This window comes from Enterococcus sp. DIV0724b, from assembly GCF_050531475.1.
In the GTDB taxonomy this organism is placed as follows: domain Bacteria; phylum Bacillota; class Bacilli; order Lactobacillales; family Enterococcaceae; genus Enterococcus_L; species Enterococcus_L haemoperoxidus.
The window spans coordinates 1552141-1575096 of the sequence record NZ_CP172890.1 but is presented as its reverse complement, the minus strand read 5'-3'; the positions used below and the strand labels follow the sequence as shown (position 1 = coordinate 1575096).

Genomic DNA, 22956 nt, shown 5'->3' with positions numbered 1-22956 from the left:
ATGTTTTCCTCCTTTAAACTTTTTAAATTGTATTTTTTATGAAATTATTACCTTGTCTTAATTTTTCCGCCGCTTCTTCTTTTGTGGCTTTTGTCAGCAACATAACAATAGCGAGTTTTACATTTTCATCGGCTTTTACAAAATAGGCTGTAGCTGTCTCATAATCACAGTTCGTTGCTTCCATAATAATTCGTTTTGATCGTTCCACTAGCTTCTCATTTGTTGGTTTTACATCTACCATCAAATTATTGTATACCTTACCGATTCCAATCATTGAAATAGTTGATAACATGTTTAAAATCATTTTTTGTGCTGTCCCTGATTTCAAGCGTGTTGACCCCGTCAAAAATTCTGGTCCTGCATCAACTTCGATCGGCATCTTAGCATATTGACTGATTTCAGCTTCTTTATTACATGAAATCGAAGCAGTCGCAGCACCAATTGAGTTAGCGTAAGACAAACCACCAATCACATAAGGCGTTCGCCCACTTGCAGCAATTCCGATCACAACATCTTTATTTGTTAGTGCAATGTCCACTAAATCTTGCTGCCCTAAATCTTTTGAGTCTTCTGCTCCTTCAACAGCTACAGTGATTGCTTTTTGGCCTCCAGCAATTAACCCCTGAACCATAGTAGGATCAACTCCGAAAGTTGGGACACACTCTGCAGCATCTAGCACACCTAAACGACCGCTTGTTCCAGCGCCCATATAGATTAGTCTACCGCCTTCGTTAAATGATTTGATGATTGCTTGTATAGCTAGTTCGATTTCAGGAAGTGCTTCTCTAACTGCTAAAGCGACTTTCTGGTCTTCTTGATTCATTTTATCTAATGCTTCTTTTATCGTTAGTTGATCTAGGTTCATAGTTTCTTGATTTCTACGTTCTGTAGTTAATTTTTCTAAATTCATTTTATAAAGTTCCCTTCTCTATCAAATTAAACACTCTGCCTGCTTTTATTAACTTTAGTAAGGAGATGTCGTCTGTCACGATTTGTGCTGCAATATTGGTTTTTTTGTTTGCTGGCAAATCGTTTTTTGTTATTTGTATTTCGCCCATGTATCTTCCATAAAGATGATTATCAATCGTTACACTTCCTGTTTTACGTTCCAGTAAGACTTCAGGTTCGACCGTTACTATTTTATTGAATCGTGCATCTGCACTACGTATTACATCACGAGCATCATCTTGTCTATTCTTATGTTCTCCTAAAATTTTCGAATAATAATTACTTCCAATATCAGCCACTTCTAACTGAAGAATTTGATCACGACTATATGCTTCAAATTGACGTATCGTACGTTTGGAAATTTTAGGGTCCCCAACATAAATACCGTCGACTTGATAATTCTCGTTCAAGTCTAATGCCGCTGAAAAGGGATTGTCATACCGATGTTTTTCAAGTGTTGGTAGACCTTCCTGTAACGGTCCTCTCAATTGCTTATTTCCTGGAACAAAAGCGAATACTCGAAACCCAGATTGCTTCAACCACTGATTCTTTTCGTTGAAAAATTGACTAGATAAACCAGTTTCAGGTCTAGGATAATAATTATGCCAAGCTTCAAAATTTGTAAAATCTGCGTTAAATGTCTGTAATTCTTCCACATCCTCTGCTGAAATGGTACTAGCATTCAGACCAATCGTTAAATACTGAGAAGCTTCAGCGATTGCTTGATTTGAAATAGCATAATCCATACGTAAACCAGTAACGCCCAAAGTTAAAATCTCATCTAAACGTTCAAAAGAAAAACCTGCGCGTTTTAAAGCTTCGCCTGAAATATCTACCATTAATTTCATATCCAACTTTTGGGCAATTTGACCTAGTTCTTTCAATCTTTTTGCATATAATGTCGCATCATCTTCTGGAATATGTAACGAAGTAAAGATGCCTTTAAAACCAATGTTACTCATTTCTTGAATATATGTACGTGTTTCATCCGTTATCTCTTCACTCAAAAAAATCGAAATACCATACATTTTCATTCGCTCCTTCCTAATACGCTTTCATTATAATTCAAATGAAATATAATTTCAACTATTAATTTTAATATACATATATAATGAAACTTTTTTTCATTAAAGGTAAAAAAAGAGCGCTGAACAAAACGAATCGTTAGTTTTGTTTAATGCTCTAAATCTGAATAAACGCCGAGATAAAACCAACACATTTATCTCGGCACCTAATCTTAGTATATTTTTACATTATGCTTTAGCAGTACCAACTTCATCCCCAGTGTTAACTTGTCCAATTCGACTAAGATCAAAGCTTTTTACCGCGTCCATATTGGTAATCACAACAACCATATCAGTTGCTTTCCCTGCAGACTTAATTGCCTCTAAATCAACATTTGCAACCAATGTCCCTTGCGATACTTTAGCCCCTTCACTAACTTTTATATCAAATGGTTCGCCATTAAGTTCCACAGTATCGATTCCCATATGAAGTAAAATTTCAAGTCCATTTGCCATTTTCATCCCAATAGCATGTTTCGTTTGAAAAACACTTAAAATTTCTCCCGCAATCGGTGCATAAATCTCTCCTGATTCTGGAATAACAGCAAAGCCGTCTCCCATCATTTTTTGTGAAAAAACAGGATCATTGACTTCACTAATTGGAATTAGCTTACCTGTTGTTATTGCATATAACGTTTCATTTAATTGAACTGGTTCTTTCTTTTTCAAAAATCCAAACATTTGTTTTCTCCTCCACTTTTCATGAATAGTAATAGTATAGAAAATTCTCTGAATAATTACAACAATGAATGTGTTTGATTCGAAATTTTTCTAATCCTACACAAAAGTTAGTTGGTTTTTCCAATTTTAAAAGGTATACTATTAGTGATTTAATATTTTATACTGGAAAGGATTGAATCTATGCTTTTATCAAATTTATGGAAAGCAATTATTCTAGGTATTATCGAAGGAGTAACGGAGTGGCTGCCGATCAGTAGTACTGGCCATTTAATTTTAGTGGATGAATTCATTAAAATGAATCTCAGTAAAGACTTTATGGAAATGTTCAACGTTGTCATTCAGCTTGGTGCAATTATGGCTGTCGTCGTTCTTTATTTTCACAAGCTAAACCCTTTTTCGCCGCAAAAAAATGAGACAGAGAAGAAAGATACTTGGATTCTTTGGTCAAAGGTTGTTGTGGCCTGTGCACCTGCTGCAATAATTGGTATTCCTTTGGACGATTGGCTCGAAGCAAAATTTCATAATTTCTTTACAGTTGCATTGATGCTGATTATTTACGGGGTAGCTTTTGTTGTAATTGAAAAAAGAAATCGTGACCGTAAACCAAAGTGTACTGATCTAAGAGACTTCACGTATAAAGCCGCAGCAATTGTCGGTTTTTTCCAAGTATTATCGCTGATCCCTGGTACATCACGCTCAGGTGCGACGATTCTTGGGGCAATCATTATTGGCGCATCGCGATTTGTTGCGACAGAATTTTCATTTTTCCTTGGAATTCCTGTTATGTTCGGCGCAAGCTTTTTGAAGATTGCAAAGTTTGTTATGAAAGGAAATTCATTTGGATTCACCGAAACATTCATTTTATTAACTGGATCGATTGTAGCTTTTGTTGTGTCAATCGTAGTAATCAAGTTCTTATTGAACTACCTTAAACGTAACGATTTTACCGCTTTTGGATGGTATCGAATTGTCCTAGGTGTTCTGTTAATCAGTTATTGGTTATTTTCATAATTATTTTGGAACCGATTTTTGAATCGGTTCTTTTTTTGTTTGTATAACTATCTTTAAACGTCAAAAATAGACTTTACTAAGTAAATAGACACGATACTTTTTTTATTTTCTGATGATAATGATTATCACTATTAATTAGAATAACTATCTTTATAAAATAATAAAAAACCCCTACATAACAACAAACAAGTGAATGAGAATCACTATCGTTCTCATTTAGATATTTCTATTATCATTTACAAATTAAGTATGCTATGCTCTTTATAAGGAGTGATAATCGTGAAATTGACAGAAGAGAAAAAATCTATTCTTTCGACAATTCTATGTTTGATATTTATGATCTTAGGTTTCATTTTTGAAAAAAACGGACTAACCTTTTATCCAATCATTTTTATTTTAGCTATTTTTTTTGGTGGATTTAAGCAAACGAAAGACGGGTTAATTGAGACATTGGAAAATAAACATCTAAACGTCGATTTACTAATGGCTTTAGCTGCAGTCGGCGCATGCATCATCGGTAATTGGTTTGAAGGTGCTATGCTGACATTTATCTTCTGTCTTAGTGGTGCTTTGGAAGAATATACAACAAATAAAAGCAAAAACGAAATCGCTAATTTGATGAATATACAACCAGAAACTGCCCTTTTACTTAATGAGCAAGGGAAAACAATAGAAACAGCTGTCAATGAATTGCAGATTGGGGATTTGATATTGGTTCCTAAAGGAGCAAGTATTCCGATAGACGGTACTCTATCAGCTGGCGTTTCAACTATCGATGAAGCTGCAATCACAGGAGAATCAGTTCCAGTTGAAAAAACAAAAAATGATCCTTTATTTGGTGGAACGATTAATTTAGGGGATGCAATCACGATGACAGTTACCACCAACAGTGAGAATACTCTTTTCTCAAAAATTATCCGTCTTGTAGATGAAGCACAAAATACACCATCAAAAACAGCTAGTTTCATTGAGAAATTAGAAAATCGCTACGTAAAAATCGTTTTAATTGCTATCCCTTTGATGATTTTAATTCCCTATTTACTTTTTAGTTGGTCATGGAATGAGAGTTTTTATAGAGGCATGGTCTTACTAGTTGTTGCTTCACCATGTGCACTAGTAGCTTCCGCTACACCAGCTACTTTAGCTGCTATTTCCAATGGAGCGAGAAATGGTGTCTTATTTAAAGGTGGCGTTTATTTAGAAAACTTAGCCTCATTAAAGGCAATCGCTTTTGATAAAACAGGAACATTAACACATGGTGCACCTGTTGTTACAGATGCAGTATTTTTAACTAATAAGCAAAAAGCAATCAATAGCCTTGTTGCAATGGAGATGCACTCCACCCACCCTTTAGCTCAAGCAATCATTAATCGCTTTAATAACGAAACTACTGTCAGCTACAACCAAATAGACGTTAAAAATATTATCGGCTTTGGTATGGAAACAATAATTGATACTAGCATTTGGCGTGTTGGAAAAAAATCATTTAATGATCAGATCAAGCTCAACAAAGATATACAAAATAAAAATGAGCAATTGCAAAATAATGGAAAAACAGTGATTTACCTCTTTGAAAATCAAGAATTAGTAGCTTATTTTGGATTGCTAGACATCCCTAAGCAAGAAGCAAAAAGTGTAATTCACTACTTTAAAGAAAATGGGATCCTTACAACAATGATTACGGGCGATCATGACAAAACAGCTGAAACTATTGCAATTGAACTCGAAATTGATCAAGTTTATGCAAATTGTTTACCGGAAGATAAAACCCTTCTGATCAAAGAACAAAAAGAAAAATACGGCATAAATGCAATGGTTGGTGATGGTATCAATGACGCTCCAGCTTTAGCAAACGCAGCGATTGGTGTTGCCATGGGGGAAGGAACTGATATTGCGATGGATGTAGCTGATATGGTACTCATGCAAAATGATTTGGAAAAATTGCAAATGAGTCATCAACTTTCCAAAAAATTAAAACGGATTGTTACTCAAAATATTGTCTTTTCATCTGGAATTATCCTTTTATTGGTCTTATCGAACTTTTTCCAAATTATTAATTTACCTCTGGGAGTTATAGGACATGAAGGTAGTACAATTCTTGTTATTTTAAATGGATTAAGGATGTTAAAAACAATTCCTCTAGAGAAACCTTCTAAAATAAAGTATCCATCACAAACAGCAAAGCTTGTTTAATTGAGAAATAGAGCGCACATCAAAACTAGAAAAACAGTTTTGTTTCGCGCTCTAAATCCGAATAAACGGCGAGAAAAAAGCAGCTCCTTCGGAAATAAGCTGAAATTCACAAAAATTTGAAAAGCAATTTTCGTGAATTCCCTCTTATTTCTCGGAGCTAAACGCTTTTGTCTCGGCCTCATTTAACTAATCCCACTCCTCAAAAAATTCTTCTAAAAAATCTTCCAAGAATTTTTGACGTTTCGCGCCAATTTCTTTAGCATATTTCGTATTTAAACGATCGTTTAGTAAAAGTATTTTTTCATAGAAATGATTGATGATGGTACTTTCTTCACGATACTCACTTTTTGATTGTAGCGTTCTAGGTTTTATATTAGGATCATAAATTGGATTGCCTTTATACCCTCCATAATAAATCGTTCGTGTAATACCGATTGCTCCCATAGCATCTAAGCGATCAGCATCTTGGACAATTTGGCCTTCGATCGTAAGCCTTTCCGTTGTTCCATTAAGCTGTTGACTGAACGAAAGATTTTTGATTATATGAATGATTTTATCGATTTGAAAAGTAGAAATATTAATTCCATTTAGAAAATCGTTTAACTGTTGATATGCTCGTTCTGAATCAGAAACAAGTTTTTCATCTATAGTATCATGAAGATACGCTGCAGCTGTAACAATAAAATGATCGCATGTTTCAGTTTCTGCAATTTTATTTGCTAAACGTACTACCCTATTTATATGATCCATGCCATGACCAGATTGGTCTTTTTCCATTATCGACTGTGTGAAATCTTTGATTGCTTTCATTTTTTGATGCTCCATAAAACCCCTCCAATTCAGCGAACAACAATGCGGTTGGGACAAGCTTACTCATTTATTTAATAAAAAAATCATTAACTATTTTTTATTACTAATCCACCAATTACATCAACAACTGATTCACAAGCATTTAAGAATTCTTCTAATTGATCGTAGACATTCTTCCAACGAATAACCTCAATCGGATTTTTCTCAAGCGTAAATAAATTTTTCAAAGCATCACTGTATAGTTTATCAGCTTTCCCTTCGATATCACTTACTTCATCAATCATTGCATGTAATGTTTTTGAATTCTTGAATTTTGCAAATTCTTTTGTTGCGGTCAAAACACCAGCAGTAGCTTCTACTCCGTATGTGATAAAAACCATGGCGTTATCATTCAGTTCTTTTACAACTAAACTACTTAATAAATAAGCAATACTATTGATTGTATCTAATACGTCATCTAATCGTTGAGTAATTTCAACAATGTCTTCCCGATCAATTGGCGTGATAAAAGAAATATATAATTCACTCATAATTTTTTGAACGATTTTATCTCCTTCACGTTCCAATACGTGAATCTTCTCTGCTTCGTTCTCCAATTTTTCAAGTGAATAATCAATTGCAATCATTTCTAAAATTTCTGCTGCTTGATGTGCATTTTTTGCTAAATGCTCCAATTCACCAAAATAATCAAATTGCTTTTTTCTAGCCATTTTATTCTCTCCTTAAAATACTGCTATAAATAGTTTTGCCATTACAAAGGCAATGATTCCGCAACCTGGAAATGTTAAAATCCAAGCAATCAGCATGTCTTTTACAATACGCCAATCAACGCTAGAAACACGTTTTGAAGCGCCTACACCCATAATTGCAGTTGTTTTTGTATGTGTAGTTGAAACAGGAATACCAAAAATAGAAGCGGCAAATAAGCAAATTGCTGTGCTCAAATCAGCAGCAAAACCTTGATACCGTTCTAACTTTACCATATCCATGCCGACCGATTTGATGATTCTCATACCACCTACAGACGTTCCAAATCCCATTGTTACAGAGCAAAGAGCCATGACCCAAATAGGAATTATAAATCCCGATCCTGATTTTTCTGCTAAATTATTATAATAAAGTCCCAACATAAATACGCCCATAAATTTTTGACCATCCTGAGCACCGTGTAAAAAAGCATTCGCAGCAGCACCAAATGCTTGTCCGTATGTAAAAACTTTATTCGCGGTTCTTCTGGCTACATTTTTGAAAAGGATTACAATTAGCTTTGTAACAAGAAAACCACCGCCAAATCCCATGACAGTAGACACCACTAGACCGACAAGGACTTTTGTCCACTCTGTACCATTGACTGCTCCAAGCCCACCTAGAGCCATTGCAGATCCTGTCAGACCAGCGATTAGCGCATGACTTTCACTTGTTGGAATCCCAAAATACCAAGCAGCTACAGACCAAACCACAATTGAAAACAACGCTGCTGCTAACGCAACTTGCGATGCATTTCCTTGTGCATCAAAACTAACGATGTTACTGATCGTTTCAGCTACTTGAGCATTGAAAAAAGTCATTACTAACGCACCCAAAAAGTTCATCACAACTGCCATCCAAATCGCAACATTTGGTTTTAAAACACGAGTTGAGACAGCGGTTGCAATTGCATTTGGCGCATCTGTCCAACCATTGACAAAAATAACACCCATTACAAGAGTAACTGTTACAATTAAAGCAATATTCACATTGACACCACCATTTCATTTTTCCCCTGTTATGATAGCATATTTTTTATAAAAAGTATCTATTTTTCCTATTTACCTTATCTACAAATTCATTTTTACATGATGAAATCAATAATTTCACTGTTAAGGAAAAAAACTTGTCATCTTTTATTGCAATGCCTGTTTGGATTAGGTATAATGATTAGTGTTGAATTACATATGGATTTTCCTGTGTAAGACCTTAATTTATCGGAGGTGAAAGAAATGCCAAATATTGAATCTGCAATTAAACGTGTACGTACTAATGCTAATAAGAATGTTCAAAATTCATCTCAAAAAAATGCAATGCGTACAGCTATCAAGAAATTTGAAGATGCTGTAGCTGCTGGCGCTGACAATGTTGATGCGTTATATACAGAAGCTATTAAAGCTGTTGATATGGCTGAAACAAAAGGATTAATCCATAAAAACAAAGCTGGCCGTGACAAGTCTCGTCTAAGCAAAAAATTAGCAAAATAATGATTTTGTAGAAGCTGACCATGTGTTGGCTTCTTTTTTATTAAAAAAACGGGATTAAAATCGAAACGATTTTAATCCCGTACTCATTCATTTTAGCTGGTCCATTTCAATTTTTTCACAACGAACGCCATTGAAAGTAACTTCAACTATTTTTTGGATCATTCGCAAAAATTCCTTATCTGTTCACTTGTTCAGATAGTTTGAGAATAAATAATTCAAAAAGTAGCTCCTTGTCCATCTTACCTGTTTTCATTTTAAAATCATTCTCTACTAATTCATCATAAATTGCTTCCAAACGATCCAGCTCAAATCGTCTAACTTGTTGCAAAGCTAGTTTTACACGATACGGATGAATCTTCAATGTTTCAGCAATATTTGCTTGCTGATAGCCTAATTTGGCAAGGATTTTTGTTTGTAAAAATAAACGAATTTGATTTAACAAAATCGCATTCAATTTAATCGTTTCTTCACCTTGGAGTAGTAGGTCTTCATATAATTGAATTGCTTTTTCACCATTGCCAGATAAAACATCATTAGTCAAATCAAATACATTATGTTCTAATGATTTCGGTACAAGTTCTTTGACCGCATTTAGTGAGATAATTTTGTTGTCAGAAGAATACAAAAATAGTTTTTGTAGTTCCCCCATCACTTTTGATAAATTCAAATCCGTTAATTGTAACAATAAATCAAATGCTTCTGGGCGAATCTCGTACCCTTCACTTTGAATCGTCTGTTCCACATATTGTCTTACTTCACGTTCCCCCATTGGATTAACATCAATGACTTCAGCTTGCTTTTTTATAGCTTTGGTTACCTTTTTTCGTTCATCTAATTTTTCAACATTTGCAATAAATACTAAAATTGTCGTCGGTGATGGTTGCTCTAAATAATTTAATAAACTATCAATATCATGGTCCAATCCATTCGTTTTTCTTTCTGCCGTTAGAAAATAAGGATTTTCTATAAAAACTAACCGATAATCCCCAAAAAAAGGAATTGTTTCTGCTTCTTCCATTGCTACAGATAGTGGCGTTTCTTCCATATCAAAAGAAGAATAATTAAATTGATCATCTTCTGTTTTTATCAATTGACTCATCAATTCTGTTTTAAATAGTTCGCCTAAATATCCTTCTGTTCCTTGAATTAAATAAACAGAAGCAAAGTGTTGCTGCCTCACTTGTTTTAATGCCTCTTGTAAGTTCATAAATTCCCTCATTTCTCTTTTCCATCCTATCATGGCACTTCAAGAAATGCTAGTCTTCTTCCATGATTATTTTAGCTCGAGACATTTTTGAAAATGGTGTCCATTCATAATAAATCATTCCATTTTTATCTGTTTGAAATTGAGTTACCCCCTCTTGTTTTAAGGTAGTTACTGTTTCTTCATGTGGATGATTGAATCGATTATTACGCCCACAAGAAATGATACCATCTGTCGGAGCAATCGTTTGAATAAATAAAGAATCAGATGACGTTTTGCTCCCATGATGACCTACTTTTAATACATCTACTTTCAATGTTGGAAATTGTTTTATCATTTGTTGTTCCCCTTCTTTTTCCAAATCACCTGTAAATAAAAAGCTACGGCCGGATACCTTCGTATAAACCACCATTGAATCTTTATTTTCACCCGTTCCTGGAACAATTGGAGCAAGTATTTTTAAAGAAATCGAACGACTGATCGATGCGCCAGCTAAGATTGGATAGCTTCTTGTTCCCTTGAGTTTTAATCGCTCTAGTATCTGTCGAAAAGCAGGTTTGTTTTCTGTCCCTACAGGGAAATAAAGTGAACGAATCGGAATTTTTTCATTGAGTGCAAGCAAATCACCGCAGTGATCCATATCTCCATGACTAATCAAAACTTTGTCAAGATACTTTACCCCTTTACTTTTCAAATAAGGAATCACCGAATAATCAGCATTCGCTGTTTGCTTTGTTTTAACAGCCCATTTTTCTTTTTCAAAATTAACCTTTCCACCCGTATCAATCAAAATATTTTCTTGATGAAATGGCGTTTGAATAAAGATACTGTCTCCTTGTCCAACATCGATAAAAGCAATCGTCCCCTTAGGAGAAAAATACTTATTGTTCATCAACAACAATAGCCCTGCTCCTATTAAATAGGCTTTTTTTGAACGTATATATATCAAGTGAAGGAAGAAGAAAAGGAAAATACAAATCAACAGAAAAAGCACTGGTGAAAATGCTCCCGTAATCAATGTAAGCGTGCTGTAACGACTTAGCCATTCAAAAATGGATTGTTGAATCACAAAATACAATTCTAAACCATCAATCCATAACTTGATTTTGCAGACAAATGAACTTAACAAACTAATGGTTAACATCGGCAAGATTGCTTTTTCAAAAATTGGTAATAATAAAAAGGTAAAAAGACTACTTGTTAACTGCCATTCAAAAAATGTTAGCCCTATCAAAGGAATCATCGTAATGTTTAACAACAGAGAAAAACAATACATCTGAATATAATGATTCTTTATTCTTGCTACAATAGGATGCACATATAAAATAAAAAAAGATAAACCGTAACTTAACTGGCCACCTGCAGAAAATAATAAATACGGTTGAAAAATCAAGCTGACCATTAATGACACACTCCAACAATCTAACCCAGATAAACACCATTTAAATTTGCGATTTGTAAGTGAAATCATACTTTGCATCAACGCACGAACAACACTGATGGAAAAGCCAGTTAATCCTGCGTAAGCAATTGAAAACAATAGCTGCATCCAAAATAGCCTTTCGCTGGTGATCCCACATCGTAAAAATAAATACCTAAAGCATCCAACAAAAAATGTCACATGCATTCCAGATAAACTAAATAAATGAAGAATACCTAAATTTGCTAACATGCCTTCTTTTTGATAAAACTCACTAGATTTAAACCCAAAAATCAACGTTTTAAGATGCATTGCTGTTTCTTTCAAAAATTTATCGTCACAGTAATCAATAGCTTTTTTTCTGTAACGACTTAACCAGGCTAAACCATCATAAAGTTTTGAACTTTCAGTTTCAATTTTATAGATACTACTAATCGATAATGTTTGATATATTCCATTTTCTTTTAAATACTTTCGATAATCAAACCCATTGAGATTGGTTTGTGCTAATGGTGTTTCAAATTCACCTGATAGTTTAATTTTTATTGGTCGAGTCTCTTTTTGCCAGCTCAGTTTTTCCTGTTCAGATGTAAGTCGATAAAAGGCCACTACTTTACGTTTTTCTTTTTTTAGTGTAAAGAAACTTCCCTCTAATTGAAGACGATCACCATCGATTTTAAATTTATCAGGTAATACAGATAAGTGTCCTTTCATTTCAGTTGCTTCTGGAAGCTTTTCTTGTTGTTCTTTATCTATGGTTTTAAAGCAAGAAATCGTCAGAATGAATATACACAAAAAACTAATGCTGATAATCGCCTTGTTTCCCGTCCAAAGAACTCGACTAATAAAATAAAACCAAATAGTACCTGTTAGAATGCTTGGTTCTAAAACTAAAAAAACTGTTCCTATAGCTAATAATACTGGAAAAATCCAGTAATTATTGACCTGTTTGAGGTGCTTCTTCCACTGAAGCAGTCTCTTCTTCCCCTAATTGTAATTCAGCAAAGTATTTCTTTGATAGTGTGACTTGATCTACAGTTGCGCCAACTTGCTTGATCAAAGCCATAGCATATTCGTTATTCCGATAATCTTTTAGATAATGTATTTTTTTGATTCCTGCTTGTAAGATCATCTTAGTGCATTGCAAACATGGAAAATGGGTCACATAAATTTCAGCACCTTCCGTCGGAATACCAAACTTAGCACACTGTAAGATGGCATTCATTTCAGCATGGATCGTTCGAACACAGTGACCGTCGACCATATAACAACCGTCATCAATACAATGAACATCTCCGCTAACTGATCCATTATAACCACCAGCAATGATGCGTTTGTCTCTAACTACCGTTGCACCAACTTCTAGACGAGTACAAGTACTTCTTAATGATAATAATACACTTTGTGCCATAAAATATTGATCCCAAGGAATTCGTTCTAATGTCATATTCTGCTCCTTTTTTTGTAAGTATTTATTGTAAAAACTATTTTTGCTGATTTTCAAATTATTAATAGGATATACAAATAGTAAATTATAGAAAAAGTCTCGTCAAGAACCTGCATAAGATATTTGTAAAATAGTTAGACTTCCATCCCTTTAGCTCAAGTAATATGTTTACGTAGTAATTGACTCTTTTAATTTATCAAAAGTTTTTTCACCAAAACCTGAAATATTCTTTAAATCTTCAATGCTTTTAAACCCATCGTTTTCTTCCCTATAACGAATGATTTCTTGTGCTTTCTTTTGACCAACGCCTGGTAAAGTTTGTAATTCAGTCTCACTGGCTTGATTAAGATTGATTTTGCTTGTATCTTTACTTTGGCTTTCTTGTGATGCACTACTTTTCTCAGGCACCTCTACTTCTTCACCTATCTTAGGAACATAAATGATCATCTGATCTACAATTCGCTCAGAAAAGTTGACTTGTTTTGTATCTGCCGTATCGCTTACCCCTCCAGCAAGCATCACAGCGTCCCAGACACGCATATTCGCATTTCCTTCATACATTCCTGGTTTTACCACAGCACCCTTTATATCCACGTATATTTGCTGAGAGTATGATTCTGTCTCGTTTGACTGAGACGAACTGAATAAAGGTATAGCCAACTCATCATCAGGCTGCTTATTAGAAGTGGCATTCACTAAAAAAAAGACAATAATACTACAAGCCACGATAAGCAAAATTATACCGCCGAATATATACTGCTTGTATTTCTTTAACAACATACGATAATCCATGATTTTCCCCCTTCTAAATAAAGGTACGCATTCTTTTTATTTTTTCATGATAGAAAATAAAAAAGTTCATCGTATAATAGAGTAAGAAGGTGATAAAGATGGAGAAGGAAATTATTTTGTTATTACAAAAGAAAGATTTTTTGGGGTTAGAAAAGTTCATTGATTTTCTTGGTACAGATATCGTTAAATGTATCCGGGCAATCTTAAATCATCCAGAGGAAATAACCTTTCGAAAAGAAACAGAAAATGAGGTTTTTTATCGTATTTGGCAGAAAATTTCTAGTTATGATGCAGATAAGAGTAGTTTGAAGACGTGGAGTTTAACGATTACACGTAATATTTGTTTGGATAAAAAACGCTCGATCATTCGTGAACAAAATATTATTCCAATGGCGCAACTACCTGAGCATGCTTCAGAAGATAAATATTTTGAAAAAGAAAACTTCTTGGATTTGTTGAACTATTTAACTGAAGAAGATCAATTGATTTTCCTAAAATACTACTATTATCAAGATACACCAAGTGACATAGCAAAAGAATTAAAGATGGATGTTTCACAGGTTTATAATCATCTATCCAGAGGACGGAAAAAAATTAAACAACAATTCGATTTGAATGTATAAAAGAGCCTGTTACGCCCTTATATATCTTGTTTTGCGGGCTACACTTTTTAAACTAAGGAGGAATTCCAAATGGCAAATCCATTCAAAGCAGTGATTAATCAACTTAATAACGAAATAGACAAAAATTCAAAAAACGAATTGAATCAACAACAGAAACAGAATCTATTCAATCAAACAAAAATGTATATATTTTTACAAGACTTTATCGAAAAAGTGAAGCCGTACTTAGAAGAAGGAGAAGAAATCCATGCCTATCTCCCTATGACAAATGACGGCCAAAATGCTTCTGCTGTTGGTCTTGGTCTTTTGGGTATGTATCACCCTGAATCAGAAGAAGCAAAAGCTTATGTTAAAAATTTCAATGATCTTAGGGGAAATCGGATTCTGATTTTCACCAATCAACGAATGATTTTTACAACAATCATAGAATTTTTAGATCAAAAAAAATTTTTTAGTTATCCTTATACAACAATCAAGGCAATCACATTAAAAGAAAATAAAATGAACTATTTTGATTGGGATGACTCTTTTCCACCTAAACGAGTAGCACTTTACACGTATACTTTTGATTTTGAATCGGAAAATCATATTTTTTCAGAATTATTAGGGCAACGAGATGCTGATATTTTAAAGAGGCAATTATCAGAAATCCCAGCATTGCAAGATATTCTTGTTACGAGAAACATTTACCGAAAACATAGATTTGATCGAGTTGTAAATAATCCTGTATTGGCTTATAAAATTATGTATTCTTTACCCCTTGCAGTTGCTGTGATTTTTCTTATCCTCTTAGCTTTGGGAGGCTTCTTTCACATCGGACCAACGAAATCATTGTTTGATTTTACTACAGAACCTGCTTTGCAAATGATTTCCATGTGGCTTTTATACTAAAATAAGTAAAAGAACAACGAAGTAAAAAAGTCTTCGTTGTTCTTTTGTTTATTTTTCTTTCAATGTTTCAAGATAATCCAATGCATCCTGCACATTCTTAACAGGTATGATTTTCATCTTTGTTCCAATTTTTTCAGCAGCGGCTTTTGCTTCTTCATAATTGGTTTTGAGATCTGGTTCAGCTTTTTTCATTTCCTTAGTGATCTCGTCATCAGGTGCAAAGAAGATTTCGGTTTCGTTTTTGCTAGCTGTGACAACCTTTTTGTCAATACCGCCGATCCGGCCAACGACTCCTTGAGTATTGATCGTACCTGTTCCGGCGATTTTATGCCCTCTGCGAATTCCTTTTTGCGTTAATTGCTCATAGGTCTCCAAGGTGAACATCAAACCTGCTGATGGTCCTCCAATATCTCCTGCATCAATTTCAACCGGAACTGAAGACTCGATTTCTGTATGATCAGTTAAGCCAATTCCAATACCTGCTTTTTTATCTGTGGGCAATTCAATCAATTTACCTTCTGCCTCTTTTGACTTACCATCTTGTAAATAGCTTACAGTAACTTTTTGTCCAACCTTTTGATTTTTTACATAATTCACAAATTCTTCACTGCTTTTGAACGTTTTCCCGTCGATGCCTGTAACAGTATCTCCAACAGAAATTTTTCCTTTAAAACTTGAATTATCTTCTATTGCTAAAACATATACACCTTTAAAATTCATTTTATAGGGTACATCAGCGAGTTTTAACGCTTGCTCAATAGCAGCATTTTTTGAAGAATCCATATAATATTGCTGAATTCGATCGTATTCGCTGCTTGTGCTTGATCCCATCAACTCTTCTTTACTAACCAATTCTTCAAAATTCGAAAATTTTGCTTTTAGCGCTGAAGCTAATGTTGCTTTACGAACGCCCACTGTTGTTAAATAAAAGGCACCTGGATCTGAATCCTTTTTATTGTTCACTGTTACAAATTCTTTTAAATTCTCAGTTGTTCCGGGACCTTCGATGTAATATGGAATAGGGAAAATCATTAGAATGATCAATAATATGATTACTGCAAAAGGCAGCATCGATTTGATCGAAATTTTTTCTTCATGCTCATTCTTCATTTGGCTTCATCTCACGATTCTTTTGGTTTAGTGCTTGACTGACACTCTTTGGTAAATAATGGGAAACATCTCCACCAAATTTCAGCACTTCTTTTAATAAACTCGAACTAATATGCGCATATTTTTCATCTGCTAACAAAAAAATGGTTTCTAATTCAGGTGCTAGGTGATGGTTCATCATCGCAATATCTTTTTCGTACTCGTAGTCTTTTACATTTCTTATTCCTCGAATTAAAAAGTTAGCACCTAAATCTGACGCACTTTCAACGGTAAGCTTTGTTTCTTGAATGATTATTTCCACATTTTCTAAATGTGCGACCGCTTTTTTAATTAAAACAAGTTTTTCTTCAACAGTAAAAAGAGCTTTTTTGTTGGTATTCACAAAAACCCCTACAATGACTTTATCAAATAGTTTCGTGCTCCGTTCAATCAGATCTAAATGACCATTTGTTAAAGGATCGAAACTTCCAGGAAAAAGAGCAATTTTAGTCATTACTTACCTCCTGTCTATAAATTGTTATTTGCGTGATACCATACGTTGTTTCACGAGTTTTTACACATGTACCAATATTTTCGGGAAGTTTGACAGATTTATCCGTTTCACAAACAATAACTCCGTCTTCACTTAGTAAATCATACACAAGCATTCGCTCTATTTGCTTTTCAATTTCCTGTTTAGCATACGGTGGATCAAGCAAAACTAAATCGACTTTTGTTTTTTCTTCTTTCAAAAATTCCAATGCTTTATTGGCATCCATTTTCTTGATGATAAACTTGGCTGGTTCTTTTGTTATGTCAATATTTTCTTTAATAATTTTAACGGCAGAGAAGTTTTTTTCAATACAAATCCCTAAATCCATACCTCTAGACACAGCTTCAATTGCAAGACCACCGCTGCCTGCATATAAATCTAATGCCGTTCCTCCATCAAAATATGGACCGATCATATTAAAAATCGATTCTTTTACCTTATCAGTAGTAGGTCGAGTATTATCGCCATCTAGTGCTTTTAAACGCCGTCCCCCATATTCTCCTGAAATAACTCGCATCTTTTTAACGCTCCTTTACATAATCGTCCAATATATGTTAATAGTATATCAAATATACAGAAAAAAAGATGAAAAATGTTTGAAGTTCGTTCACATTTTCCATCTTAATTTTTACACATTTTCAGCTAAACGAATTTGAGTACTTAATTCCTCAACTTCAAAGCCTTCTTCTTTTTCATACTGGTAAGCAGCTTTAGTACCGATTTTTTCAGCAAAATTCATTTCTACATCAGGACGATATGATCGTTCCACTTTACGGACAAAATGCAACCCATTGATTTTAGCTTCTGAACTTTCAATATCTTCTTCATTCATATAGATAACAACGTATTTCATCCGACGAGATACATAGTGAATCAGTCCGAAACGCTTCAATGTTTTCAATTGCTTTAAGCTGTATACCCATACAACCAAACAGCGTCGTTTTTGTATTACAAATTCTTTTTCTTCATTAACTTGCATGACAATTACCTCCACAACCTGAATGGCTCCCTTTTTCAAAGAAAGGATTTCCGGCATCTACTTTAATATCATTTGAAATTGTTTTAGCTACCGCCATACCTACCAAATCTAAAATCGTTTGAATCTCTGTTTCAGAAAAACGGAATTCAGCGACTTCATCACTTACATCCAATGCTCTTTTGGCCTGACGAACTGCTCGTTGTTTAGTACGAAAGTCTGGTGCATGATTCCCATATGCTTCGATCCGTTCAAAGGCATCTTTTGCATCCAAAAATGCTTTTTGTTTGTCTCGTACATCTTTTGATGCATACATTGTTTGACGATTTATTTTATAAGATTCAATGCTGTCACTTGTTAAAATTGCTTGAACAAGTTTTTCTGTTTGATCTTCTATTTCAAAAAGTTTTTCTGTCACTATCATACTTATTCACTTTCCTCTGTTTGAGATATTTCTTTTTCTGTCTCTTGTAATAAGACTAACATACTTGCTTTAGAGAAAGCAACGCCAATGTTTTCATTTTCTTGGTGTGCAAAGCGAGAATGATATAATGAATCAGAAAACCACGAAAGCACTGTGAATGTTGGATCATAGATTGGCTCAGTATACATACCTGTCGCTTTTTTCTTATCTGATTGACCAGCCTTCAACAATTTTTGATATTCATCATTCGTCAATGTGAAAATAGCTTCTGAAGTCATTTGTTCTTTGCTAAACTGCCAACTTTCTGCTCGTTCCGGTGAAAGGATATTTTTTTGATTTTTGTTTAAGGTCTCAAAGAGTTTCTGAGCATTCTTTTGACTGTCTGTGTTCGTATAATAGATAGGTAAACCTTCTTTAAGCTTTAACAAATTGATTATTCGGATAACCTGATTACTTTTAACCGCATCAAAACCATTCAACTGTTCATTTATAGGAAGTGGAGTGGCTTCGCCTTCAAGAAGTTGATAGGGCATTAGCGTCAATAATGATTTTTTGTCTAAGTACGTCACAGCTGAAAGTTTACCAGTACCATGATTAAAAAATAAAATAGCAAATGTCTTATTGTCAAAAGCAATTAAAGGACGATAATTCATATCTTCTTCCATTAATTCGACATTATAGCTACTCTCTTTATATGTAAATGCAAAATTTGAATAAATAGTCATCAATTCTGAAACATCTGATAATTTCATTCCAATTGAAAATGGTGTTGTTTCTTTTGAATCATTAAAAGCTTTGATTGCAGAAATTTTTTCTTCTTGGATATTCACTTCTAAATAATCAGCATCTTCTTCACCATAAATCCAAAGTTCATAACCCATTCCTGTCTTGTGTTTTTCAAGTGGCTCACCAAACTCAGCAACAAAATCAGTGATTTTTCCACCTATATAAGCAGCATAACCAGAAGTTAAAATTTCTTCATAAGGTAAAGCAGTGTGGGAGACGATTGGTCTCCCTTTATCTGCTTCTTGCTGCATTTTATCAGCAGGGAAAAAGACAGGTTGTAAATAACCACCTATCAGGACTACAAAGAAAACGCCTAAGAAAGCTAAAAATCGTTTCATCTTTTCCCCCACTTTTCTTTTAATTTTCTTTTACTTCAATTAATAGATCACCTGAACTGATCGGTTCCTCTTCAAAAACATAGATATGTTCAACTATACCATCAAAACGTGCTTCGATCGTTGTTTCCATCTTCATCGCTTCCGTTACAAGTAAAGCATCGCCTTTTTTAACTTTATCTCCTTTGCTTACTAAAACTTGGAGGACAGAGCCAGACATTGTTGCTCCGATTTGCTCTTTATTGGTTGGTTCAGCCTTACGTTTTGCTTGAACAGAAGATTTGATAGAGGTATCTTTGATAACGACTTCACGACGTTGTCCGTTCAAATTGAAAAATAGTACTCTGTTTCCTTCAATATCGGGATCACCGATTTCATCTAGACGAATAATCAGAGTTTTCCCTTTTTCGATTTGAACTTCTACAGATTCTCCTTGACGAATCCCTTGGAAAAATGTTGGCGTATCCAACAAAGTAACATCACCAAAATTTTGATAAGAGGTACGATAATCCAAGAATACTTGAGGATACATTAAATAGCTCAATATCTCTTCTAGTTTTGGTTCATAGCCGATCTTTTCAGCCAATTCTGCTTTTACTTTATCAAATTTTACAGGTGCTGCCAAACTTCCTGGTCTTTCTGTAAAGGCCGGACGTCCTTTCAAAATAATTTTTTGTAAATCCTTAGGAAATCCGCCTACTGGTTGACCTAGATCTCCTTGGAAAAACGTCACTACTGATTCTGGAAAACTTAATTCTTCTCCATTATCATAGATATCTTGTTCAGTTAAATTATTTTGAACCATAAACAGTGCCATATCACCAACAACTTTTGAAGAGGGTGTCACTTTTACGATATCACCAAACATCAAGTTGACGGTATGATACATTTTTTTAATATCATCCCATTGATGGCCTAGTCCAACAGCTTTAGCCTGTTGTTGTAGATTAGAATACTGTCCACCTGGCATTTCATGCATATAGACTTCTGTTTGTGGTGCATTCAAGCCATTTTCAAATGGTTGATAATACATACGAACATCTTCCCAATAATGGTTGATCTTTTGCGTATTGTCGATGTTAACATCTGGTGTACGGTCTCCATTGACTAAAGCATAATATAAACTGCTCATGCTCGGCTGACTTGTTGCACCACTCATTGCACTTGTTGCTACATCTACGATATCTACACCAGCTTTAGTCGCAGCTGAATAGGTGATAATACCATTACCACTTGTATCATGAGTATGCAGATGAATCGGTAAATCCGTTGTATCTTTTAGCTCACTAATTAAACGATACGCAGCTTGTGGTTTTAATAAACCAGCCATATCTTTGATTGCAATAATATGGGCACCCATTTTTTCAAGTTCTTTTGCCATATTTTTGTAATATTCAACATTATATTTTGCTCTCGTTGGATCATTGATATCACCTGTATAACAAATAGCAGCTTCTGCAATTTTCCCTGTGTCTCTAACTGTTTGAATACTTTTTTCCATTTGTGGTAACCAATTCAAACTATCAAAAATACGGAAAACGTCAATACCTTGTTTTGCTGACTCTTTAATAAATTCTTCAATAACATTATCTGGATAATTTTGATAGCCAACAGCATTCGATCCTCTAAACAGCATTTGTAATAACGTATTAGGCATTAGCTTACGAATTTTACGTAATCTTTGCCATGGATCTTCATTCAAAAAACGATAAGCAACGTCAAAGGTTGCCCCGCCCCACATTTCACTAGAAAATAGCTCAGGTAATCCTTCACCAGTCAATCGTGCGATTTCTTTGAAATCTTGTGTTCTCACGCGAGTTGCTAATAAACTTTGATGTGCATCACGGAAAGTCGTATCAGTCAATAAAACATTTTCTTGTTTTTTAACCCAATCGATTACGCCTTTTGCACCGTCTTTATCTAAAATATTTTTAGCAGTCACATAATCACTACGTAACTCTAAATCAGTTGGAACACGTGGTGCATCAAAGTATTTTTTCGTTGATTTTTCAATTCCAGGAAACCCATTGACCGTTACTTCGCCAATATATTTCATGGTTTTATTACCACGGTCTCTTAATTTCGGAAATTCAAATAATTGTGGCGTACTATCAATAAATGTCGTTTTGGCTTCACCAGACTGAAATTCAGGATGAGCAATTACTTTGTGTAAAAATGGAATATTAGTTTTAACACCACGAATTCTAAATTCTCTTAAACAACGCTCCATCTTTTGAATTGCTTTTTCAAAAGTGAAACCATGTGTACAAACTTTTACTAAAAGAGAGTCAAAGTATGGTGTCACTACAGCACCTGAGTACGCATTCCCTACATCCAACCTAACACCAAAACCACCTGGTGAACGGTACGTATCGATTTTGCCAGTATCCGGCATGAAGTGATTCAGCGGATCTTCGGTTGTGATCCGGCATTGGATAGCAGCTCCATTTAAAGTGATTTGTTCTTGTTGTGGGATCTTCATATCTTTATGTAGATCAAGCCCTTGAGCGATTTGCAATTGAGAGACTACAATATCAATATCTGTAATCATTTCTGTAATTGTATGCTCTACTTGAACACGAGGATTTACCTCGATAAAATAAAAATGATCCCCTTCAACAAGAAACTCAACAGTCCCTGCATTGACATAATTAACATGTTTCATCAGTTGAACCGCAGCATCACAGATTTCTTTACGTTTTTCTTCGTTCATTGACACACATGGCGCAACTTCTACAACTTTTTGATGACGACGTTGAACTGAACAATCACGTTCAAATAAATGAACCACATTTCCATGAGTATCCCCTAAGATTTGAACCTCAATGTGTTTTGGATTTGAGATATATTTTTCTACATAGACCTCATCTGAACCAAAAGCGGCTTTTGCCTCACTTTTAGCTCGATCATAGCCTTCTCTAGCTTCTTTTTCATCGTGAGCTACTCGCATTCCGCGACCACCACCACCAAGTGCGGCTTTAATCATAATCGGAAAACCATGTGTACGGCCGAACTCTAAAACGCCTTCGATTGTATCCACCGGCCCATCAGAACCAGGTATAGACGCAATACCAGCTGCAACAGCCGCTTCTTTTGCTTTGATTTTATCTCCAAAAATGTCTAAGTGATGTAATGAAGGGCCAACAAAAATAAGTCCTTCTTCTTCACAACGACGAGCAAACTCTAAATTTTCGGATAAAAATCCATAACCAGGGTGAATGGCGTCAACACCAGATTTTTTAGCGATCCGGATAATATCTTCCATGTCAAGGTAGGCTTCAATTGGCTTTTTACCTTTACCAACTAAATACGCTTCATCCGCTTTAAAACGATGAACTGAATATTCATCTTCCGCTGCATAGATTGCCACTGTCCCGATGTGCATCTCTGTGCAGGCTCTAAAAATTCGAATTGCAATTTCTCCACGATTTGCTACTAAAACTTTTTTCATTTTTTCACTCCTACCCGTTTTGTT

22 protein-coding genes are annotated in these 22956 nt (G+C 34.7%); 5 read left to right on the top strand and 17 right to left on the bottom strand.

Features of this window, described 5'->3' with window-relative positions; translation table 11 throughout:
• Positions 1 to 22 precede the first annotated feature (22 nt).
• From murQ to IGJ02_RS07265, 3 genes are all read right to left on the bottom strand, one after another.
• A complete protein-coding gene (gene murQ / locus IGJ02_RS07275; RefSeq protein WP_430603875.1) occupies positions 23 to 910 on the bottom strand; it encodes an N-acetylmuramic acid 6-phosphate etherase in 888 nt (295 codons plus the stop codon).
• Between the two features lies 1 nt (position 911).
• Positions 912 to 1976 carry a DUF871 domain-containing protein gene (locus IGJ02_RS07270; RefSeq protein WP_430604085.1) on the bottom strand — a complete coding sequence of 355 codons (1065 nt, stop codon included), beginning with the start codon at positions 1974 to 1976 and terminating at the stop codon, positions 912 to 914.
• A 225-nt stretch (positions 1977 to 2201) separates the two neighbouring features.
• The gene (locus IGJ02_RS07265) at positions 2202 to 2693 is read right to left on the bottom strand and encodes a PTS sugar transporter subunit IIA (protein WP_010761169.1); all 492 of its coding nucleotides are present in this window, start codon (positions 2691 to 2693) and stop codon (positions 2202 to 2204) included.
• 180 nt (positions 2694 to 2873) lie between these two features.
• Between IGJ02_RS07265 and IGJ02_RS07260 the strand changes: the two genes are divergently transcribed.
• Together IGJ02_RS07260 and IGJ02_RS07255 are read left to right on the top strand one after the other, a co-directional pair.
• Positions 2874 to 3704, top strand: coding sequence for an undecaprenyl-diphosphate phosphatase (locus IGJ02_RS07260; protein WP_010761168.1), 831 nt, complete (start codon positions 2874 to 2876; stop codon positions 3702 to 3704).
• 279 nt (positions 3705 to 3983) lie between these two features.
• Complete coding sequence (locus IGJ02_RS07255; protein ID WP_430603873.1) at positions 3984 to 5897, top strand: heavy metal translocating P-type ATPase; 1914 nt, start codon at positions 3984 to 3986, stop codon at positions 5895 to 5897.
• A 186-nt stretch (positions 5898 to 6083) separates the two neighbouring features.
• Here the strand turns inward: IGJ02_RS07255 and IGJ02_RS07250 are convergent, their stop codons facing one another.
• The 3 genes from IGJ02_RS07250 to IGJ02_RS07240 all read right to left on the bottom strand — a co-directional run bounded on the left by IGJ02_RS07250 (position 6084) and on the right by IGJ02_RS07240 (position 8407).
• The gene (locus IGJ02_RS07250) at positions 6084 to 6722 is read right to left on the bottom strand and encodes an HD domain-containing protein (RefSeq protein WP_430603872.1); all 639 of its coding nucleotides are present in this window, start codon (positions 6720 to 6722) and stop codon (positions 6084 to 6086) included.
• Positions 6723 to 6793: 71 nt separating this feature from the next.
• The gene (locus IGJ02_RS07245) at positions 6794 to 7417 is read right to left on the bottom strand and encodes a DUF47 domain-containing protein (RefSeq protein ID WP_010761165.1); all 624 of its coding nucleotides are present in this window, start codon (positions 7415 to 7417) and stop codon (positions 6794 to 6796) included.
• A 12-nt stretch (positions 7418 to 7429) separates the two neighbouring features.
• On the bottom strand, positions 7430 to 8407 hold the full coding sequence (locus IGJ02_RS07240; protein ID WP_143140010.1) for an inorganic phosphate transporter: 978 nt from the start codon (positions 8405 to 8407) through the stop codon (positions 7430 to 7432).
• 279 nt (positions 8408 to 8686) lie between these two features.
• Here IGJ02_RS07240 and rpsT point away from each other — a divergent pair, with 279 nt between their 5' ends.
• Positions 8687 to 8941, top strand: a complete 255-nt coding sequence (gene rpsT / locus IGJ02_RS07235) for a 30S ribosomal protein S20 (protein ID WP_010761163.1) — start codon at positions 8687 to 8689, stop codon at positions 8939 to 8941.
• A gap of 175 nt (positions 8942 to 9116) precedes the next feature.
• Here rpsT and holA read toward each other — a convergent pair whose 3' ends face one another.
• From holA to IGJ02_RS07215, 4 genes are all read right to left on the bottom strand, one after another.
• Complete coding sequence (gene holA / locus IGJ02_RS07230) at positions 9117 to 10148, bottom strand: DNA polymerase III subunit delta (RefSeq protein WP_430603871.1); 1032 nt, start codon at positions 10146 to 10148, stop codon at positions 9117 to 9119.
• Between the two features lie 49 nt (positions 10149 to 10197).
• Complete coding sequence (locus tag IGJ02_RS07225) at positions 10198 to 12474, bottom strand: DNA internalization-related competence protein ComEC/Rec2 (RefSeq protein WP_430604084.1); 2277 nt, start codon at positions 12472 to 12474, stop codon at positions 10198 to 10200.
• A 28-nt stretch (positions 12475 to 12502) separates the two neighbouring features.
• Complete coding sequence (locus IGJ02_RS07220) at positions 12503 to 13012, bottom strand: ComE operon protein 2 (protein WP_430603869.1); 510 nt, start codon at positions 13010 to 13012, stop codon at positions 12503 to 12505.
• 168 nt (positions 13013 to 13180) lie between these two features.
• Positions 13181 to 13804 (bottom strand): helix-hairpin-helix domain-containing protein, encoded by a 624-nt coding sequence (locus IGJ02_RS07215; protein ID WP_430603867.1) that lies wholly within the window; start codon positions 13802 to 13804, stop codon positions 13181 to 13183.
• Between the two features lie 98 nt (positions 13805 to 13902).
• Here IGJ02_RS07215 and IGJ02_RS07210 point away from each other — a divergent pair, with 98 nt between their 5' ends.
• Entirely contained in the window at positions 13903 to 14427 is a 525-nt protein-coding gene (locus tag IGJ02_RS07210; RefSeq protein WP_430603866.1) for a sigma-70 family RNA polymerase sigma factor, read from the top strand.
• A gap of 69 nt (positions 14428 to 14496) precedes the next feature.
• The gene (locus tag IGJ02_RS07205) at positions 14497 to 15318 is read left to right on the top strand and encodes a PH domain-containing protein (RefSeq protein WP_430603864.1); all 822 of its coding nucleotides are present in this window, start codon (positions 14497 to 14499) and stop codon (positions 15316 to 15318) included.
• Positions 15319 to 15366: 48 nt separating this feature from the next.
• Here IGJ02_RS07205 and IGJ02_RS07200 read toward each other — a convergent pair whose 3' ends face one another.
• The 7 genes from IGJ02_RS07200 to IGJ02_RS07170 form a co-directional block, all read right to left on the bottom strand.
• Positions 15367 to 16428, bottom strand: coding sequence for a SepM family pheromone-processing serine protease (locus IGJ02_RS07200; RefSeq protein ID WP_430603863.1), 1062 nt, complete (start codon positions 16426 to 16428; stop codon positions 15367 to 15369).
• On the bottom strand, positions 16418 to 16921 hold the full coding sequence (coaD, locus tag IGJ02_RS07195) for a pantetheine-phosphate adenylyltransferase (protein WP_430603862.1): 504 nt from the start codon (positions 16919 to 16921) through the stop codon (positions 16418 to 16420). The genes IGJ02_RS07200 and coaD overlap by 11 nt, the downstream gene beginning before the upstream one ends.
• Positions 16914 to 17477: a 16S rRNA (guanine(966)-N(2))-methyltransferase RsmD gene (gene rsmD, locus IGJ02_RS07190; protein WP_430603861.1), complete on the bottom strand. Its 564-nt coding sequence runs from the start codon at positions 17475 to 17477 to the stop codon at positions 16914 to 16916. Before rsmD ends, coaD begins: the two co-directional genes overlap by 8 nt.
• 111 nt (positions 17478 to 17588) lie before the next feature.
• Complete coding sequence (locus IGJ02_RS07185; protein ID WP_010761153.1) at positions 17589 to 17939, bottom strand: YlbG family protein; 351 nt, start codon at positions 17937 to 17939, stop codon at positions 17589 to 17591.
• Positions 17929 to 18360 carry a YlbF family regulator gene (locus tag IGJ02_RS07180; protein WP_010761152.1) on the bottom strand — a complete coding sequence of 144 codons (432 nt, stop codon included), beginning with the start codon at positions 18358 to 18360 and terminating at the stop codon, positions 17929 to 17931. The genes IGJ02_RS07185 and IGJ02_RS07180 overlap by 11 nt, the downstream gene beginning before the upstream one ends.
• Before the next feature lie 2 nt (positions 18361 to 18362).
• Entirely contained in the window at positions 18363 to 19484 is a 1122-nt protein-coding gene (locus IGJ02_RS07175) for a CAP-associated domain-containing protein (RefSeq protein WP_430603860.1), read from the bottom strand.
• Between the two features lie 19 nt (positions 19485 to 19503).
• A complete protein-coding gene (locus IGJ02_RS07170; RefSeq protein WP_430603858.1) occupies positions 19504 to 22932 on the bottom strand; it encodes a pyruvate carboxylase in 3429 nt (1142 codons plus the stop codon).
• Positions 22933 to 22956 lie beyond the last annotated feature (24 nt).

Coding starts and splice junctions, on each gene's coding strand:
- murQ (WP_430603875.1), bottom strand. CDS start 910: ATGAATTTAGAAAAATTAACTACAGAACGTAGAAATCAAGAAACTATG.
- IGJ02_RS07270 (WP_430604085.1), bottom strand. CDS start 1,976: ATGTATGGTATTTCGATTTTTTTGAGTGAAGAGATAACGGATGAAACA.
- IGJ02_RS07265 (WP_010761169.1), bottom strand. CDS start 2,693: ATGTTTGGATTTTTGAAAAAGAAAGAACCAGTTCAATTAAATGAAACG.
- IGJ02_RS07260 (WP_010761168.1), top strand. CDS start 2,874: ATGCTTTTATCAAATTTATGGAAAGCAATTATTCTAGGTATTATCGAA.
- IGJ02_RS07250 (WP_430603872.1), bottom strand. CDS start 6,722: ATGGAGCATCAAAAAATGAAAGCAATCAAAGATTTCACACAGTCGATA.
- IGJ02_RS07245 (WP_010761165.1), bottom strand. CDS start 7,417: ATGGCTAGAAAAAAGCAATTTGATTATTTTGGTGAATTGGAGCATTTA.
- IGJ02_RS07240 (WP_143140010.1), bottom strand. CDS start 8,407: ATGGGTGTTATTTTTGTCAATGGTTGGACAGATGCGCCAAATGCAATT.
- rpsT (WP_010761163.1), top strand. CDS start 8,687: ATGCCAAATATTGAATCTGCAATTAAACGTGTACGTACTAATGCTAAT.
- holA (WP_430603871.1), bottom strand. CDS start 10,148: ATGAACTTACAAGAGGCATTAAAACAAGTGAGGCAGCAACACTTTGCT.
- IGJ02_RS07220 (WP_430603869.1), bottom strand. CDS start 13,012: ATGACATTAGAACGAATTCCTTGGGATCAATATTTTATGGCACAAAGT.
- IGJ02_RS07215 (WP_430603867.1), bottom strand. CDS start 13,804: ATGGATTATCGTATGTTGTTAAAGAAATACAAGCAGTATATATTCGGC.
- IGJ02_RS07210 (WP_430603866.1), top strand. CDS start 13,903: ATGGAGAAGGAAATTATTTTGTTATTACAAAAGAAAGATTTTTTGGGG.
- IGJ02_RS07205 (WP_430603864.1), top strand. CDS start 14,497: ATGGCAAATCCATTCAAAGCAGTGATTAATCAACTTAATAACGAAATA.
- IGJ02_RS07200 (WP_430603863.1), bottom strand. CDS start 16,428: ATGAAGAATGAGCATGAAGAAAAAATTTCGATCAAATCGATGCTGCCT.
- coaD (WP_430603862.1), bottom strand. CDS start 16,921: ATGACTAAAATTGCTCTTTTTCCTGGAAGTTTCGATCCTTTAACAAAT.
- rsmD (WP_430603861.1), bottom strand. CDS start 17,477: ATGCGAGTTATTTCAGGAGAATATGGGGGACGGCGTTTAAAAGCACTA.
- IGJ02_RS07185 (WP_010761153.1), bottom strand. CDS start 17,939: ATGCAAGTTAATGAAGAAAAAGAATTTGTAATACAAAAACGACGCTGT.
- IGJ02_RS07180 (WP_010761152.1), bottom strand. CDS start 18,360: ATGATAGTGACAGAAAAACTTTTTGAAATAGAAGATCAAACAGAAAAA.
- IGJ02_RS07175 (WP_430603860.1), bottom strand. CDS start 19,484: ATGAAACGATTTTTAGCTTTCTTAGGCGTTTTCTTTGTAGTCCTGATA.
- IGJ02_RS07170 (WP_430603858.1), bottom strand. CDS start 22,932: ATGAAAAAAGTTTTAGTAGCAAATCGTGGAGAAATTGCAATTCGAATT.